Origin of the sequence: Paenibacillus xylanivorans (genome assembly GCF_001280595.1) — a bacterium.
GTDB classification, from domain to species: Bacteria; Bacillota; Bacilli; order Paenibacillales; family Paenibacillaceae; genus Paenibacillus; species Paenibacillus xylanivorans.
In genome coordinates this window covers 36,979-53,370 of record NZ_LITU01000081.1, presented here as the reverse complement: position 1 = coordinate 53,370, position 16,392 = coordinate 36,979, and the positions used below count along the sequence as shown (strand labels likewise).

The 16,392-nt window shown below is 45.2% G+C and carries 16 protein-coding genes and 1 pseudogene; 3 read left to right on the top strand and 14 right to left on the bottom strand.

The window, feature by feature from the left end; translation table 11 throughout:
* Window positions 1-345: 345 nt before the first annotated feature.
* The 3 genes and pseudogenes from AMS66_RS26085 to AMS66_RS34795 form a co-directional block, all read right to left on the bottom strand.
* Window positions 346-1,298: pseudogene (locus AMS66_RS26085) on the bottom strand (NAD-dependent epimerase/dehydratase family protein).
* Between the two features lie 116 nt (window positions 1,299-1,414).
* The gene (locus tag AMS66_RS26080) at window positions 1,415-1,936 is read right to left on the bottom strand and encodes a TetR/AcrR family transcriptional regulator (protein ID WP_053783568.1); all 522 of its coding nucleotides are present in this window, start codon (window positions 1,934-1,936) and stop codon (window positions 1,415-1,417) included.
* Window positions 1,937-2,027: 91 nt separating this feature from the next.
* A complete protein-coding gene (locus AMS66_RS34795) occupies window positions 2,028-2,150 on the bottom strand; it encodes a helix-turn-helix domain-containing protein (RefSeq protein ID WP_144424630.1) in 123 nt (40 codons plus the stop codon).
* A 901-nt stretch (window positions 2,151-3,051) separates the two neighbouring features.
* Here AMS66_RS34795 and AMS66_RS26075 point away from each other — a divergent pair.
* The 3 genes from AMS66_RS26075 to AMS66_RS26065 all read left to right on the top strand — a co-directional run bounded on the left by AMS66_RS26075 (window position 3,052) and on the right by AMS66_RS26065 (window position 4,530).
* A complete protein-coding gene (locus tag AMS66_RS26075; RefSeq protein WP_053783567.1) occupies window positions 3,052-3,471 on the top strand; it encodes a MarR family winged helix-turn-helix transcriptional regulator in 420 nt (139 codons plus the stop codon).
* Between the two features lie 27 nt (window positions 3,472-3,498).
* Window positions 3,499-4,149 carry a nitroreductase family protein gene (locus AMS66_RS26070; protein WP_053783566.1) on the top strand — a complete coding sequence of 217 codons (651 nt, stop codon included), beginning with the start codon at window positions 3,499-3,501 and terminating at the stop codon, window positions 4,147-4,149.
* 84 nt (window positions 4,150-4,233) lie between these two features.
* The gene (locus AMS66_RS26065; RefSeq protein WP_053783565.1) at window positions 4,234-4,530 is read left to right on the top strand and encodes a putative quinol monooxygenase; all 297 of its coding nucleotides are present in this window, start codon (window positions 4,234-4,236) and stop codon (window positions 4,528-4,530) included.
* Between the two features lie 147 nt (window positions 4,531-4,677).
* On the opposite strand, the gene AMS66_RS26060 is transcribed toward AMS66_RS26065, so the two are convergent.
* From AMS66_RS26060 to AMS66_RS32855, 11 genes are all read right to left on the bottom strand, one after another.
* Window positions 4,678-5,727: an NAD(P)/FAD-dependent oxidoreductase gene (locus AMS66_RS26060; protein ID WP_053783564.1), complete on the bottom strand. Its 1,050-nt coding sequence runs from the start codon at window positions 5,725-5,727 to the stop codon at window positions 4,678-4,680.
* A gap of 296 nt (window positions 5,728-6,023) precedes the next feature.
* The gene (locus tag AMS66_RS26055) at window positions 6,024-6,839 is read right to left on the bottom strand and encodes a helix-turn-helix domain-containing protein (protein WP_053783563.1); all 816 of its coding nucleotides are present in this window, start codon (window positions 6,837-6,839) and stop codon (window positions 6,024-6,026) included.
* 231 nt (window positions 6,840-7,070) lie between these two features.
* Window positions 7,071-8,078, bottom strand: a complete 1,008-nt coding sequence (locus AMS66_RS26050; RefSeq protein WP_053783562.1) for a FecCD family ABC transporter permease — start codon at window positions 8,076-8,078, stop codon at window positions 7,071-7,073.
* The gene (locus tag AMS66_RS26045; protein WP_053783561.1) at window positions 8,075-9,082 is read right to left on the bottom strand and encodes a FecCD family ABC transporter permease; all 1,008 of its coding nucleotides are present in this window, start codon (window positions 9,080-9,082) and stop codon (window positions 8,075-8,077) included. Before AMS66_RS26045 ends, AMS66_RS26050 begins: the two co-directional genes overlap by 4 nt.
* Before the next feature lie 12 nt (window positions 9,083-9,094).
* A complete protein-coding gene (locus tag AMS66_RS26040) occupies window positions 9,095-10,069 on the bottom strand; it encodes an iron-hydroxamate ABC transporter substrate-binding protein (RefSeq protein ID WP_053783560.1) in 975 nt (324 codons plus the stop codon).
* Between the two features lie 115 nt (window positions 10,070-10,184).
* Window positions 10,185-11,837, bottom strand: coding sequence for a helix-turn-helix domain-containing protein (locus AMS66_RS26035; protein ID WP_053783559.1), 1,653 nt, complete (start codon window positions 11,835-11,837; stop codon window positions 10,185-10,187).
* A 424-nt stretch (window positions 11,838-12,261) separates the two neighbouring features.
* The gene (locus tag AMS66_RS26030) at window positions 12,262-12,906 is read right to left on the bottom strand and encodes a formylglycine-generating enzyme family protein (protein WP_236703659.1); all 645 of its coding nucleotides are present in this window, start codon (window positions 12,904-12,906) and stop codon (window positions 12,262-12,264) included.
* A gap of 283 nt (window positions 12,907-13,189) precedes the next feature.
* Window positions 13,190-13,384 carry an S-layer homology domain-containing protein gene (locus tag AMS66_RS34790; RefSeq protein ID WP_082350910.1) on the bottom strand — a complete coding sequence of 65 codons (195 nt, stop codon included), beginning with the start codon at window positions 13,382-13,384 and terminating at the stop codon, window positions 13,190-13,192.
* A gap of 9 nt (window positions 13,385-13,393) precedes the next feature.
* Complete coding sequence (locus AMS66_RS26025; protein WP_053783558.1) at window positions 13,394-13,594, bottom strand: S-layer homology domain-containing protein; 201 nt, start codon at window positions 13,592-13,594, stop codon at window positions 13,394-13,396.
* Window positions 13,594-14,397: a response regulator gene (locus tag AMS66_RS26020; protein ID WP_053783557.1), complete on the bottom strand. Its 804-nt coding sequence runs from the start codon at window positions 14,395-14,397 to the stop codon at window positions 13,594-13,596. Before AMS66_RS26020 ends, AMS66_RS26025 begins: the two co-directional genes overlap by 1 nt.
* Window positions 14,394-16,392: ATP-binding protein (locus AMS66_RS32855; RefSeq protein ID WP_160319738.1), on the bottom strand; the 1,999-nt coding region annotated here is incomplete at its 5' end. The genes AMS66_RS32855 and AMS66_RS26020, both read right to left, overlap by 4 nt.

The following is a 16,392-nucleotide window of genomic DNA, read 5'->3' as shown; positions in this document are numbered from 1 at the left end:
AGGATTAGCGTTATTATAAGAGTTAGGGTCATTTTTTTGAATATGACGGCAGATTTCTTGTCACAACACCTAAAAATTTCTAACATACTTGTTAACTATAACGAAACACCAAATTTTAAAGACTTTGTCCTGTATGTAAAAAAGACAGATCAGGTTGGATATTAACGGTCGATCCAACCCGGATCTGTTTTCGTGTTGTTTTAGTTCAGATAAATGGAATGCCGCCCATTAATGAAGTCAAGTCAGCATTCACCATTTTAGTTTAGGTCGTGAGCATCAAAGGAATCCTAATACATTTTATTTATTGATTGATTAATTACAAAACTACAAATCTACATAACACATTTATTTCTTTTGCAGCTCACCTATCGTCCCTGCAATCCCTTCTTCAAAAGAAGTCATCTTCACCGGCCCAATGCTGGCCTCGTATTTCTTTTTACTCAACACAAGCGGTTCTTCTGTCAAATACAACATTTCAACAATTTCTTTCATTATCGGTACGGCTAAACCAAGCAGCGAAAGTCCTGTTTTTCCAAGTGCTATCACCGGTTTCGCCTTACCTGCGGCCTGTTGTGCAATACGTACGATTTCCTTGCCCGATATTATGCCAGCACCAGGGATATTCCAGTTTTGCCGATAGGCATCATCTCTGCGTGCCAACTCCACAACCATGACCGCTGCATCTGGTAAATAGATATATTCTCGTGGTATTTTCATCGTTCCGACAAAAAAAGTCATTTTCCCCTCCGCTATTGCTTCAAGCGTGGACCCCAGGTAAGAAGCCTGATTGGCAGTTGGGCCATAATAATCAGGCAAGCGAACAATCATGACTTGCGCTTTACGCCATTGGCTGCTAAATAACATTTGCTCATAAGCAAGGCGGGTCTTTCCTTTTCGAGATGCGGCTGCTTTGGATGTTCTTCAGTCACTTCGTTCATTTGTCTTCTGCCATAAGGATAAATCCCGTCAATGACGACCACCTTCAGGCCCAATTGTTCTGCCGCCTCCATGACGGATTCACCCAGAGGGATCAATCTGCTCTCCATTTCGTTGTAAGGTACATTCGCACAGTGAAACATTACATCGACTCCTAGTGAAGCAGCTGCAACATCATCGGGTCGGAACGCATCCCCCACAGCGATCTGTAGGTAATCAGGAGATCCCAGCTTCACAGCAAGTTGCTCCAGTTTTTGACGTGAGCGGCCAAATATAATTGTAGGAATGCCACGTTTAATCAATTCCTCTGTAATTGCTGCACCCGTTCCACCTGTTGCCCCAACCACAATTGCTCTTTTCATTTCATCTCAACCTCTTTCTCTCAATTAGTTATTGATCAATTACTTACTTAAGCACAATATAACCTAAATTAGTGATTGATCAATAACTAAAATGAAAAAAGGGACACTTCCCCTTTCTATCTATCCATAAGCGCTGGCAAATCCAGTGCCTTCGATACATTACATAACATGCCTATTGCCAGAAATATCAACGTTTTTTGCTTTGGATTGGCAACGCCTGCCGCTGTGAAAGCTTCCAATACCATATCTCGCACCTCAGTAAATCCTTTTTGCATTGCTTGACGGATGACTTCTTCCTGAACCGTCTGCGCTTGCATTTGCAGCAAAATTTCGTTCTTGTGAGATTGAATAATCTCTTCATAAGCTTCAGTCAACTCATTCTCCAACTGATCTGGAGTAGCTGTCTCCACCACCGATCGGAATGAATCAATTACTCGTGTCCAGGATACCTCCAGTGCTGTTAACAGCAAAGCTTCTTTGGTTCTGAAAAAACGAAAGATATACGGTTGCGAAATGTTGGCCCTTTCTGCCACCTGAGCTGTGGTCGCTCGGAAATAGCCGATTTCAGCAAACACTTCAATCGCTGCGGATATGATATCACTACGTCGATTAACCGACACCGCTGCATCTTTAGCCATGATAATCACACCTCCATTCAATAGTAATTAATTGATCAATAGCTAGAAGTATATAGGAAAGTCTAATTCATTGCAAAGAGACCTACCCCTCTTATTTCTTGAGTTTGCTTGGATTATACCCGTACGTTTGCCTGAATCGGCTGATGAAATAACTGCAGTTGGCATACCCCACCTGATGTGCAGCTTCCGTTACACTGAATTGCCCACTTGCCAGTACTGGACATCCTCCTTAATGTGATATAAATACTCCTGATTAGGGTAGTGATGGATGCTAAACGGTTTTAACATATAAAGAGCAAGAACATCAACCATGAGTCATCACTCCAATCCAGGTAATGAGTATACATTATGAAATCCCTTGATAACACCAATTACGTTGCACTCAGCTTTCATATATCCAAACAGAACATTAAACAATATCGCGAGTACCTTCGCACACATGTTATTCCAACATACCAAAGTAACATGAGCCAAACAGCGTTCTGATATATTGATACTTAACCAATGGGTTGGTCGGTATAAGCGAATATTGATCTTGGAAAGGACGTTCATTTTCCATCAAATGCTGAATTTCCATCCGACAGGGAAGCGCCAGAATCGCTTTGTACAGAATCATATAATAAACAAGACCTGAATCGGTCTTGATGTTTACGTTAGCCAGCTTTCCCCCGTGAACAATATGAACCCATCCACGATGTACCTTTGCTGATCCATTCTTACTACAGCAGATCCATCAATCACATATAGATAGGCACTTCTGTGACGTCAATTTCATCCATATGTACATTACCTTTCATTATAATTGATAATAATTCTCAATTACAATGTAAATCGTTATAAAGTGGCTTGAATGGATATCCTACATCTGTGGAATCAAGAAGACTATCGCTGTGGAATAGATTGTTTTATCTTCTCATGACGACCCTGTTGCAAAATCAAAACAGCCATGATATATTAATTGAGCCATCAACTGTTGATGCGTCAATAGTTGATACGTCAAAGATTGACTTAGCAGATTTCACTGACTAAGCAATGGCACTGTGTAATGGCAACTTTATGTATTTTGTTCACATAAGCCGTTGTTCATGGTCGAGATTCACCCGGGAGGTCTAGTCATGACACGTGTTTTTTCCAAGGAAGAGCAGATCATCAATCTGCTTAACGGGCTGGGAAACAAGATCAGCCCCAAGTTCGAACGCTGTACGGGCATCAGCTCATCTCGCTTTGAGATTTTACATGAGTTGGATCAGGTTGACGAAATTAATCAGTCCATGTTGCAAAAAATCATTAATATCGACAGTGCGGCGATCACTCGCCATCTGAAGCAGCTTGAAGCCGATTCGATGGTCACCAGACGTAAAAATCCGGAAGACAACCGAGTTACCTTTGTCCGCCTTACGGATGAAGGACGGAAGCAAATCGAGGGTTATAAAGTCGAGAAAACCAATTTTATCAATCAGATTTTACAGGATTTTAGTGATGAAGAAATTCATATGCTTGCTGATTTCCTGGAACGCATGCAAAACAATTTCTAAACCCATATATAGAGGAGAGAACCATACATGAGTACATTCCAAAGCACTTTTCAAAAGACAAATGATTTTAACGAAATTACTTACGGCCGCCGGTCTGTAAAACTATACGATCCTGAAGTCAAAATCAGCCGTGAAGAAATGACAGAGATTTTGGCTGAAGCTTCACGCGCACCTTCTTCGGTTAATATGCAACCATGGCGTTTTCTGGTCGTAGATACGGCTGAAGGAAAAGAAAAGCTTGCTCCCCTTGCCAAATTCAATCAGAATCAGGTACTGACTTCCGCCGCTGTTATTGGTGTGTTCATTGACATGAACAATGCGGAACACATGGACGAAATCTTCAGCAAAGCGGTTGAGCTTGGTTACATGCCACAAGAAGTCAAAGATATGCAAATGAAAGCTGTTAAACCATACTACGATAACATGCCCGCTTCCGCTATTCGCGATGTCAATCTGATTGACGCAGGTCTGGCTTCCATGCAATTGATGCTCGCTGCACGTGCTCATGGGTATGATACTAACCCAATCGGTGGTTATGAGAAAGATCAAATTGCTGAAACTTTCGGCATGGACAAAGATCGTTACCAGCCTGTAATGCTAATCTCGATCGGTAAAGCGGCCAAAGAAGGTCATCCTTCCTACCGTCTGCCTGTTGAGAAAATTACGACTTGGGCATAATATCAGGCAACATTTTACATGTTAAGCAGCATTTACGTTCAGGATCAAACAACATTTTTAATACACTAATGGAGGTTGAATATTATGATTATCATTCACGCTCACTTGCAAGTTAAACCAGACCAGGAACAAGCTTTTTTGGAAGCAACAAAAGTACTGATCCCTGCAACACGCAACGAAGAAGGCAACATCAGCTATGATCTCGCCAAAAGTACTGAACGCGAACATCATTACACAATGATTGAGCTGTGGAAGGACGAAGCCGCTACAGCTTCCCATAATGCAAGTGCCCATTTCCAGGCTTTCGTTCAACAAGCAGCAGCATTCATGGCCGCTCCTATGAACGTTGAAGTATTTGCCGGAGAAGCGGTTAAACGATAAAATACGAAGCCTTACATTAATTAGTTAAGCAGACCGACGAAATCGTCGGCTTGTGAAAAAGAAACCGCTCCTCGTCATGCTGACGGGTGAGCGGTTTTTTTGATATTGAAAGAAAAACTTTATGATGACCATTCTGGTTTGTGTATTTTATTTGGTGTATAGATGTTTCATCAGCTCACGGTTTTTCTGCGTAAACAAGTCATTGTGCGAGGAAACCATCCCGTGTGTATTGGCTTCGGGTGCAACGTACAGTTTGGCTTTGTTCACAGCATTGGCGGCGTCTTGGAACGCTCCTGCGATCAAATGAAGCTTTCCTTCATGATGCAAAATATCTCCCGCAGCAAAAATGCCCGGTACGGATGTCTCGCTGACTGGTGTGCCTGCGATCCAATGATCCTTCATATCTATTTTAATATGACTGTTTACCAGCAATTCCTTGTCTCGCTCATAGCCGTAGTTAATGATGACCTCATCCACGGCCAGTTCCAGTGAAGCTCCGTCTTCATTACGTTTCAGCACAACCGTCTCAATCTGTTGATGATCGTCTGTGGCGACCAGCTTCTCAATCGTTGTATTGAGCAAGCATTCCACTGGACTGTTCTCCAGACGTGATATTTCAGCTTCATGACCTTTCAGCGTATCTTTCCGATACGTTAAATAGACTTGCTTGGCAATAAGGGCGAGTTCGTTCGCCCAATCAATCGCCGCATTACCACCACCCGAGATCAGAACCGTTTTGTCCTTGAAGCGGGAGAGCGATTTGACTGTATAATGTAAGTTTGTAACCTCGAAGCGTTCTGCGCCTTCAATCTCCAGTTTAATCGGCTTCAGAATTCCTCCACCAATAGCTAAAATCACAGTTTTGGAGTAATGTTCTTCATCTGAGGCGGTGTGCAGTACGAAGTATCCTTGCTCATCTTTGGATATAGACGTGACCTTTTCTCCAAGAACAACCTCTGGTTGGAAAGTAAGCCCCTGATTGACCATTTGTTCGATCAGTTGTGCGCCAGGAACGGGTTGTAACCCCCCTATATCCCAGATCATTTTCTCAGGATACACATGCACCTTCCCACCCAGATAGGGTTGGAATTCAATAATTTTGGTTTTCATTTCACGCAAACCGCTGTAAAAAGCTGAAAATAATCCGGCAGGCCCACCGCCAATAATTGTTACATCAAACACTTCATGGTCTTTCATCTTGAATACCCTCATTTCAGAATTGATTTTGTCCAACAATCTTATCCAATTTATTGCTGCAAGGTTTGAACGGCCGAGAACGCACTTCTATCAACCTTTCAAACCTTTATAATAATGATTCTCATTATCATTTAATACTATAGCAAGGATCATTGGAAATGCGAATGCACAAATCACCAATTTGAGATGTATTATTGTCTAATGAAAGCATGAAGCATGAGCAAAATGGTAAATCTCATTGAGATCAACAGATGGAATATATTGTATAATTTCAAGGCGCGAATATGTATGATTACTTAATCCAGATGCGCGTATTCCGAAGGAGAAACACCAAATTTACTTTTAAAAATACGACTAAAATAGAGCGGATTAGTATAACCAACACTGATTGCAACATCGCGAATCAAGTAGCTACCGGATTTCAGCAGCTCCCCCGCCCTCTCCATGCGGTAATGGATGACATAGTCGATGGGGCGGAATCCCGTGTATTTGTGAAAAAAGTAGGAAAAACGCTTTGAACTCATGCCATGTAACTCTGCTAACTCGTCGAGTGTCAGCAGATTCATGTAATGTCCATGAATATAAGAGATGGCTTGCTCAATCACCTTCTCACTCAGCGAAGTTCCACTTTCCCGTTGACTGCAGCCTGTGAAAACCTGAACCATGATGCTCAAAAATAACTCCTTGACTCGAAGTTTGCCAATCCCTCCTTGCGCGTGCAGTTGTTCCTGCAGCATAACCAGTAATTCAACCACCCTTGGATTGGCCCCGGAGTCCAATTTGAAATGAGAGCTGCACTCCTGCACGCTGTCGCCCTCTTCCAATTGGTCAAAACTATAAAACAGTAAATAATATTCATACTCTGAATGGCCATTCACTTGTGAGTCCAATTGCATGCCTGGTGCTGCGTGAAAAACGGACCCGGGCTGTAACTCGTATACCGTTCCATTCACTGACATGCTGGCTTCTCCCCGTACCACAAAAAGAAATCCATGATTTAATGTTCTGAATTCACGCAATATACTTTTGGGCTGCAAAACCAGCCGATTGATTCCATCTATTTTAAAAGAATTTTCAGCAAATATTGAAGCTAATTGTTCCACATCTGTCATGGTCATTTCCACCTGCTCTCTTTTAGCATGGGTTTAAGCTGATCTCATTTTATCTTATCACACGAATCAAGTCATACCGGGTAGCTTGAGCTTCACGTTAGTAAACTAGCATGGATCTATAAGTACGTTTAAGTAGCTCCACGTCAAAACTCGAATAAAAGGCTATCCCTTGTCTTGACGACAAAAGATAGCCTGATTAGCTACGGTTCAAATAGTCTAACGTTTTTTGGATTACTTTTTCAATAACAAATAAACAAAATAAGGCACACCGATCAGGGATACCATAATTCCTGCGGCAATTCCGTCAGGATCAACCAGATTACGCCCAACCGTATCGGCTATTAACAGAAGCCAGCCCCCAAGCAGAACCGCAACAGGAATAAATAACGAGTTACGTGGACCGACCAGCGCTTTGGCGATATGCGGAGCCATCAAACCGATAAACGCAATTCCACCAGTAACGGATACAGCAGAAGCGGCGGCAGCAACAGCAATCACAATAAGTACCAACCGTTCTCGCTCCAGCTTTAACCCCACTCCGATTGCCGTTTCTTCGTTCAGTCCCAGCAAATCAAGCCGTCTGGTTCTAAACAAGGTGAGCGGGATCAAGATAATAAGCCAAGGCAGCAAGGCCCATATGAACGGCCAGTCTGCCCCCCATATGTTACCGGATATCCATTTGGCAATAAAATCAACCTTGGAGCGTTCAGCTGAAGATATGATGACGATCATGATGCCTGACAGCGCCATCGAAAATCCAACCCCGACCAGCACCATTTTTATGGGATCAAGTCCCTTTGTTCGACTATAGGAGAACGCATAGATAAGCGCCGCAGTTAGCAATGCGCCTATAAAAGCAGCTAACGGCAACATATAGACGAACGTACCAGGTTCGATCGGGAAATACAGAAAGAAGATCGCAACGGCTACACCTGCACCGGAATTGATCCCGATGATGCCTGGATCGGCCAAGTCATTGCGCGTAACACTCTGCAAAATGGACCCTGACAGCGCAAGCGCCATACCGGACAATAACGTAATAAAAATCCGGGGCAATCGGACAGAAAACAGAACAAAGTCCTCTTTGAATGTACCTTGACCAAATAACACCGGAATTACCCTTTTGAAGGACAATGAAGAATATCCCCAGCTCATACCAACCACAGCCGTGATGAGAATCAGCAACAAACAGATCAGAAGAACCAGTCGTTGCTTGCGAATTCGCGCAGACATCGTCATGAGAACGCTTTGCCCCCTCTACGCACTACGAACAGGAAGAAAGGTAAACCAAGCATGGCAGCAATGGCGACCACTGGTGTTTCGTAAGGTGCATTTATCGTTCGTCCCAGCGTTTCGGCAAGCAGCATAAACGATGCTCCGGCAAAAATGGATACGGGGATAATATACCGATAGTCCGTGCCAACCATTTTACGGACAATATGGGGGATCATTAATCCGACAAAGGCCATATTACCGATCAATGCAACCGACGCTCCGGTAAGCACGATGACGAGCAGGAACAGAACGGTTTTGACGAGTACAAGCCTTTGCCCCAATCCAGTCGCCACTTCATCGCTCAGACTAAGAATATTGATCTGGTTGGAAAGAAACGGAACTATGGCTAGACCAATGAGTATCACAGGCCCAATGGCTTGAATCTGGCCCCATGTCGTTCCAATGAGTCCTCCCGAAGTCCACATGGACACATCCTTGGAAATTTTAAAAAAGATACTGATGCCATCCGAGATGGCATACATAAAAGCAGATACAGCTGCCCCGGCCAGCACGACACGGATGGGAGACAAGCTCCCTCTCCACATCGATCCGAGCACAATAACCAAAGCAGCTCCAAGTGCAGCACCAACAAAACAAGCGACCATAATCCCAAAATATCCGAGCGATGGCATAAAGACAAACGCCAGGGCAAGTGCCATATTGGCCCCTGAAGTCAGACCGAGTAACCCAGGATCGGCCAGCGGGTTGCGAGTAATTCCCTGCATGATGCCTCCAGAGACTGCAAGTGCGGCTCCGATCAGCATGGCAGCCAGTTCCCGCGGAAGTCTGATCTCTCGCAGAATAAGAATATTATCGCTCTTGGTCGCAGAGGTCAGGGTCAGCCACACATTGCGGAATGTCGTTTCTTCTGCGCCAAACATCATAGCCATGATAAAGCACACCATAAGTACGAGTACACTACCCAGCAGCTTGGTTGCAAACCGAAAAGGAAGTCGTTTATTTTTCATCGCGTTCAATGTTTACTTGCCAAGAAAATGTTGGATGAAGAATTCCAGCTGGTATTCCATGCTCAGTGGATCATTGAAGTAAAATGCCTTGGCATCGGCTTCGAATACCTGATTATTTTTCACCGCAGGAATGTTTTTGTAAGTTTCGGTGTTTTGGAATGAGTTGTCTTCATCGGCATTTTTGCTAAAAATCACATAGTCTCCCATGTAGTCTTTTAGCACTTCGTTCGATACAGCAAAGAATCCGTCTTTCTTGGTGGCTTCCTTCACCTTCTCCGGCATGGCAAGACCGAATTGATCATACAGTATTTCCGTTCCACGTCCGAATTTTTCGCCATAAACGTAAAGTTGTTTATTAAATGTTTCAATAACCGATACGCTTGCGTTTGCGCCAATTTTGGCCTTGATTTCTTCTCCTACTTTTTTGCTTCGGGCATCAAAATCGTCAACCCATGCCTGTGCTTCTTTTTCTTTGTTCACAAGCTTTCCGATCTCCAGCTGTTGCTTGAGGAAGTCCACCTTACCATATGTATAGGTGACTGTTGGAGCTATTTGCTTCAGTTTATCGATGTTCTTGATATCAGACAGGCCGATAATCAGATCTGGGTTTAACTCAATAATTTTCTCCAGACTCTCGTCGGTAACTGCCTCTGTATTGGCCAGTTTTTCTTTGAAGTTCGGGTTCTCCTTGGACATTTCATCCACACCGACCAGTGGCACATCCAGTGCCATCACATTGCCTGTCAGGAATCGGGTCAGCACAACCACACGTTGCGGATGTGAAGGAACTTCGACAGGACCTGTCTCCGATTGATAAGTGAATGTGCCCGAATCTGAATCAGATGAAGAAGCTGATGAATCCGTGCTCGATGAAGTGGATTCGTTGGATGAAGCTGCATCCCCCGTTGTATCTTTGGCAGAATTGGCTCCACAAGCACTAAGCAATAAAACCAGAACCAATATAAATGGAACAAAAAGCTTTCTCATATGATGACTCTCTCCCTTTTTTCTTTGAATATGAAAATCATTCTCATTACCATAGCTTATTATAGGCATGCAGGATGAACCTAACCATGCCTTTTTGTTTGAGAAAACCTTTGGATTATTGGATGCCTGTCCATAAGGATAGCGCCCGCCCAAGCTGTAGACGAATAGAAACCGGATTGTAGGGTATCCACTCTTCCTGCTCCAGATGAACGATCCGGTTTTGTTTCACAGCCTCAAGTCCTTTCCAGTATTCTGAGTTAAATATACTTTCTGAATGGGCCTTTGAGCCTTTTTCATCTGGAAAAACAATGACGAGCATACGTGTGCCTTCGTAATCCTGAAGCTCAGACAGCTGGATAGAAGCCGAATGAAATTGATCGCCAAACCTCTGTATTTCCTGGGCAATCTTGGCCGGAGGACGTAATCCGAGGGAATGATACATCACATATCCTACATTTCTGATTCCATAAATCTGCAGGGTATCCGGTTTGATAACGAGAATGGTCAACGTCTCATTCACAAGCTCAGTCTGCTGTATGGCTTCGCGTGCTTGATGTTCCTCCTCTTCAAAGTCTGCCAGCCATTGCTCTGCCTGTTCACTCCTCTGAATTGCCTGTGCAATGAAACGCAGATGCTCTTTCCAACCAAGCTCCATCCATGCAATTTCGGCAATGGGAGCGACAGATCGAAGGCGGTCAGAGCTTAATCCATTAAGGGATAGATGCAGATTTGCTGCGATAACGAGTTCAATATCAGCGTCCAGCAATACGGATTTTACTAGCTCAGGTGAGCTGTCGGAATGGATAAATCGTATCGTTTGAGGTGAGGGCATCCCCTCTGTACTCACATATTCGCTGCTTTCCGAGATGATAATCGTTGGCTCCAAGCCAAGTAACATCATATGGCTTGCGTAAGGTGCACACCACACAGCTACTCGTTGAAATGGCCTGCGGCGCGTGTAACCTGAAGGACTCTCTCCCGTCTGCTGCTTGAAGCGGCGGCTAAGATAGAATTCATCCTTGTATCCGACCTTCAGCGCAATCTCACGAAGGGAAGCGGTCCCGCTAATTAATAACTCTTTGGCGCGGTGAACACGTAAGCGTGAAAGGTATTCATTGGGTGAGAATCCGGTTAGTTGCTTAAATAGAATGGAATAGTGAGAACGACTGACCCCGGCAATTTCGGAGAGTCCTTCCGTTGTTATTTTCTCACTAAAATGGTTCTCCATATAGGTAATACTGCGTTCCATGGACGGCTGCTCACTTGCAGCATATCTTGCTTCCATTCGCTCCAATAAACTCATAAGCACCTGATGAAAAAGAATCTGGTTGCGCATATGCCTGACTTCGTTACCAGGTAAACGATGAATATACAGCTCTTCAAGCTGTACTGCAATTGCAGGTTCATATGGGAAGAGCTGAATAGAGGTTCCTGAAGCTAGCACACTGGACCGTCCCATAGCTCCCACCGGCAGTGATCTCGTCTGTTCGTGCGTTCTGATGGTGAGCGTGTACATATGAAGGGGGTACATGAGATCCGCCTTTATGACAGCCTCGCTGTTCGCTGGAATAAGGATTACCATGCTATCGGTGAGTTCGTACATGTGGTCGACGAGATGAAGTGAACCCTTACCACTGGCAACGGCCATCAGAACGGTTAGGTTCTCATGGATTCGATGGATCGGCATCGTTGATGTGCTATACAGTGATTGAATGCTGTCTGCTGTATATATTGGAAAATAGGACTCTGCCCATTCCGAGTTGTTCATTTTCTTATCCTCCGTGACTGTGATGACTGATATCGGAATACTATTTGATCGTTCCGTTCTGGGGTCACTCAGTCCTCTTGCTGATGATGCCTGAAAAACGGCTATGTATGACTATTTTAACATTGTGTCTTGCTGCAGAATACTAGCATTCCGGGTATAAATAGCTTATACGATTGTCGCAATAACTATGTAAGAGGCCCCAAGAAGGCCAACATTTGAAAATTCAACACAAAAACACGCCGAAAGGCGTGTTCGCTTAGTTATTTCTCTTTTTTACATCTGTTTCAAATCCTCATCTCTCATGTCCAAGCGTAATAACGACATTGACCAATTTATGCCCATGGTTGGCAAGCTGAACAGAAGCGCTACGACTCCAGAAGCACCATAAATCGGCATCTTTTGTCCGCTCTGGATCTTTTCTTTCTTACAAAGACCGTGCAAGACGGAAGCCGAGATCATCAATGCCAAACGTAGGATGACTGCGGCGACGACATGTCGCTCCGCAGCCTCTGTCCTCTTCTGCCCAACTACCGCCACGGAACACTCTATAGGAGCCGTATACTTCTTCATCATACAGATCCCAGCACCATTCCCAGACGTTTCCGAGCATGTCGTGCAGTCCCCACGCATTGGGGCACTTTTTGCCAACCTCATGGACCCCGCCTTCCGAATTCTCTTCATACCAAGCGATCTCATCCAGTTCGCCGTACCGATATCCGGTGGTTCCTGCTTTACATGCATACTGCCATTCTGCTTCGGTGGGAAGACGGTAGCCATCTGCGCCCAAGTTGCAGTTCACTGACTCCCCCTCTGCACTGACAGAGTAATATTCTCTCAGACCCCATTGCCGGGATAACAAATTAGAGAAGAGAATCGCCTCATTCCATGAAACATTTACTACCGGAGCTTGAAGCGCGTTAAGAGGTCCATTTGTCTTTTGCATAATCGTAGTATATAGATCGTTTGTAACCGGAACCGGTGCAAGTAAAAAAGACTTCACTTCTGTGGTCCAAGTCTTCTTAATCCGATCATCCCTTAACTCGATCTGACCTGCAGGTATCTCCATCATGGGATAATCAGCATTACGTTGCTCTGTATTGGACACTGACACTGGTCTTCCTCCCGTTCCCATTTCTATTTTACTGCTCTGTGATGAATCTTCTACAGACATCTGTCCCGTCATATTACCGTACTCAAAAATCTTTACCTATCGCTGCCAGCGATGCGCTCTCCCGCTATTAGATATTTCACTACAAATATATCATCCATAATAAAAAAAGCCCTAATTGAATTAGGGCGCCAAACATGAATTATTGCCGAGTAACAACAACTTTTACGGACAAGTCTAAACGTTATTGCTCTTTTGGAGCTAAACTATTCAGCAAAACCGTTACGGCCTCTGCCCTAGTCGTTTTATCTTGAGGCGCGAATTGGTTATTGCCTTTTCCTTGCATCAGCCCTGCTTGTTGCACATAAAGGACGGCACCTCTAGCCCAAGCTGCTATTTTCTTGTCGTCCCCAAAGCGGGTTGCAGCGTTGCCTTCGATTAACTCACCTCAAGCTTTAGCAAGCATGACTGCCATCTCTGATCGAGTAATCTGATCATTTGGATGAAAAGCACCATCTTGGTATCCTGCAATAATACCTGCTTGTACTGCCTGTGCAACTGCCGTCCTTGCCCATGCATCGATTTTCGCCTCGTCCGTGAAAGAAAGCACGACTCCTTCACTCTGCGGCTTCAACGCATTCATCAGCATCACCGCGAATTCTGCACGCTGGCCTTAAGCGCATGCGTTAACGACGATTTACGCTTAAATAACCTCAACTCCTCCTCGTAGGAATCGACATCATCGAACGATGTCTGCCAATGTAGGCTGTAGCTGCCTCCCGCCGTTTTCGTCTGAGAGATCAGATCGGATAACCCCCAAGCCTCCAGATCTTTGCGAAGTTGATAAATCGTTGTATACAAGTTGGCTTGCGTCCGCTGCTCATCCTGACCATACCAAATGTTTTCCATCATTTGCGCTTTGCTTACCGGTTTCCCCCGATGATGATGAAGATAAGCCAGAATCTCCTTGGACTTGGAATTGCGAAAACGGATCATGTCGCCATTCTCTGTTAGAACGTTGAAAGGGCCAAAGCGTTGAACTGCTATTCCCCGTTTTGGCTGATTTGTTGCCTCATCCTTGCTTCCGGTCCGTTTCACGAACCTTCCAATGGTGCGATCCAGGTCATCCTGCAGAATGGGCTTCAATAGAAAATCGATTGCTTCCACCTCAAAGGCACTCTTGGCATATCCTTCATAGGCCGTCAGAAATGCGATATGAATCTCCGGCCGGCATTCCTGAAGCCGTCGCGCCAGCTCCAGTCCATGCATCGTAGGCATCTCCATATCAAGCAAGGCCAAATCGATTCTGTCAGGCTCCGTTAAAATATATTCCAAGCAAGCCGTCGACTTATCGAACAAGCCGGACACCTGAACTTGCGGGAATTGTTCCAATAGCTTCCCAACTCTGCGAAGCGCCGGCTGCTCGTCGTCGACTGCGATGATTCGAATCATCGGTTTCCCTCCTTTTCAATCGCTTTTGGAATACGAATAACAACTTTCGTGCCTCCATCTATTCCCGAACCGATCTCAACGCCTGTACCGAACAGCTTTACCAAACGAAGATGGATGTTCCGCAGCCCTACGCCGCCTTTATGCTCTTCTTCTTTGGAAAATAGAGTCTGGAACCCATCGGGCATGCCTTTGCCATCGTCTTCAACGGTTAGAAGTGTATAGCTAGAATCTGCTCTTACCGATATCTTCACTGTACCGCCGTTTTCTTTCGTCGTTATGCCATGTCGTACCGCATTCTCAACAAGAGGCTGCAGCGTAAGCGGGGGAAGCAAGCAATCAGCATCCTCGTCTACCTCGTATCGGATACGAAGCCGCTCACCAAACCGGGCCTGTTCAATCCGGAGATAAGCTCCGGTTAATTCCAATTCACGACGTAAAGGAACCAGTCTCTCCTTGCTCTTAAAATCGAAGCTGCCACGTAAATATCGTCCGAGATTCAACAACAGATCATGCGTTGTCTGTGGATCTTCAAGCGAGAAGGTGACAATCGTATTCAGGGCGTTATAGAGAAAATGAGGCTTGATTTGCGCTTGTAAAAATGCGAGCTCCGAACGAACCGCGTCCTCGGCGGAGCGTTTCATCTGCAGCAGTGTCCGCGTGCGCGCCCGTAATTCGTAAGGCTGAAAAGGCTTGGTCAAGTAATCATTGGCTCCCGCCTCGAACCCAACCATGACGTCGGCTGGATCATTGCGTACGGTCGTCAGCAGAACAGGCAGCTCGCTGAGTGTATAAGTGTTTCGAATTTGCCTGCAGGTTTCAAAGCCGGATTGTCCAGGCATCATGACGTCAAGAATGACTAATCCGACTTTATTTCCTAAACGATCCAACGTATCCAACGCTTCTTGACCGCTGGACACTGCAATAAATTCATAGGGCTCGTCCGCCAATACCGCTTGAAGCACCCGTAGATTCACCGGATCATCATCGACTGCAAGGATGGCATGCTCATGGTCCGATCTTAGTGCATCTTTCGGCACGGTGGCTACCGTTACCGCTGTCTCCCGCAAGCCGGATGATACGATGGAAGCCGCTTGTAAGTTCTCGAATGAACGCCATTCTGCCTTCTGAACAAAAGGATTGCCGCTCAACGGAAGCGAGACGGTAAAGACGGAGCCCTGGCCTACTTTTGATTTTACCGTAATCCGGCCTCCGTGTAGCTCAATCAACCTTTTCGTGATGCCGAGACCCAATCCCGCACCGCCATATTCCCTCGCTACAGAAGTGCCTACTTGCTCGAATGATTGAAAAATCGTATCAAGCTTATCCTCCTCGATACCGATACCCGTATCAGCAACCATCATATGCAGCATTCCGCCTTCAACCATAGCCGAAACCGCAACTTCGCCTTCGGGAGTGAATTTAATTGCGTTCCCGATCAAGTTATACACAATCTGCAGCAGACGAGTCTCATCAGCAAGAACACGGGGAAGCGTGTCCGGCCAATCAAAACGTAAGGTGACAGGCTTGCTCCCGATGTAATGATGGAATACTTCCTGTTGCGACGATACGACCGTTCGAATATCGACAGCACCGAGCTCCAATTGCAGTCCACTGTTTTTGAGACGAGACAAATCAAGAATATCGTTAATCAGATTGGACAAGCGACGGGCAACGGCAACAACGACTTCCAGTTGTTCTCGTTGACGCTCGTTCAGCGGCCCGGATCTCTCTTCAGTCAAAGCAAGCGAAAGATTCATAATACCGTGCAACGGCGTCTTCAGTTCATGAGACGTATTGGCGAGAAATTCGTCCTTCATCCGGTTCGAAGCGATCAGTTGCTCCGACATTTCGCCGATAATGCGATAGGTGTTGGTGAACCGACGGGCAAGCTCTAGTGCTTCGATAAACACAAGGAGGATAAAGCCATACGGAACAAGCTGAATATCACTCCAGATGACTTGATCGACACTGTACAAAATATCATGGAGAGCTGCC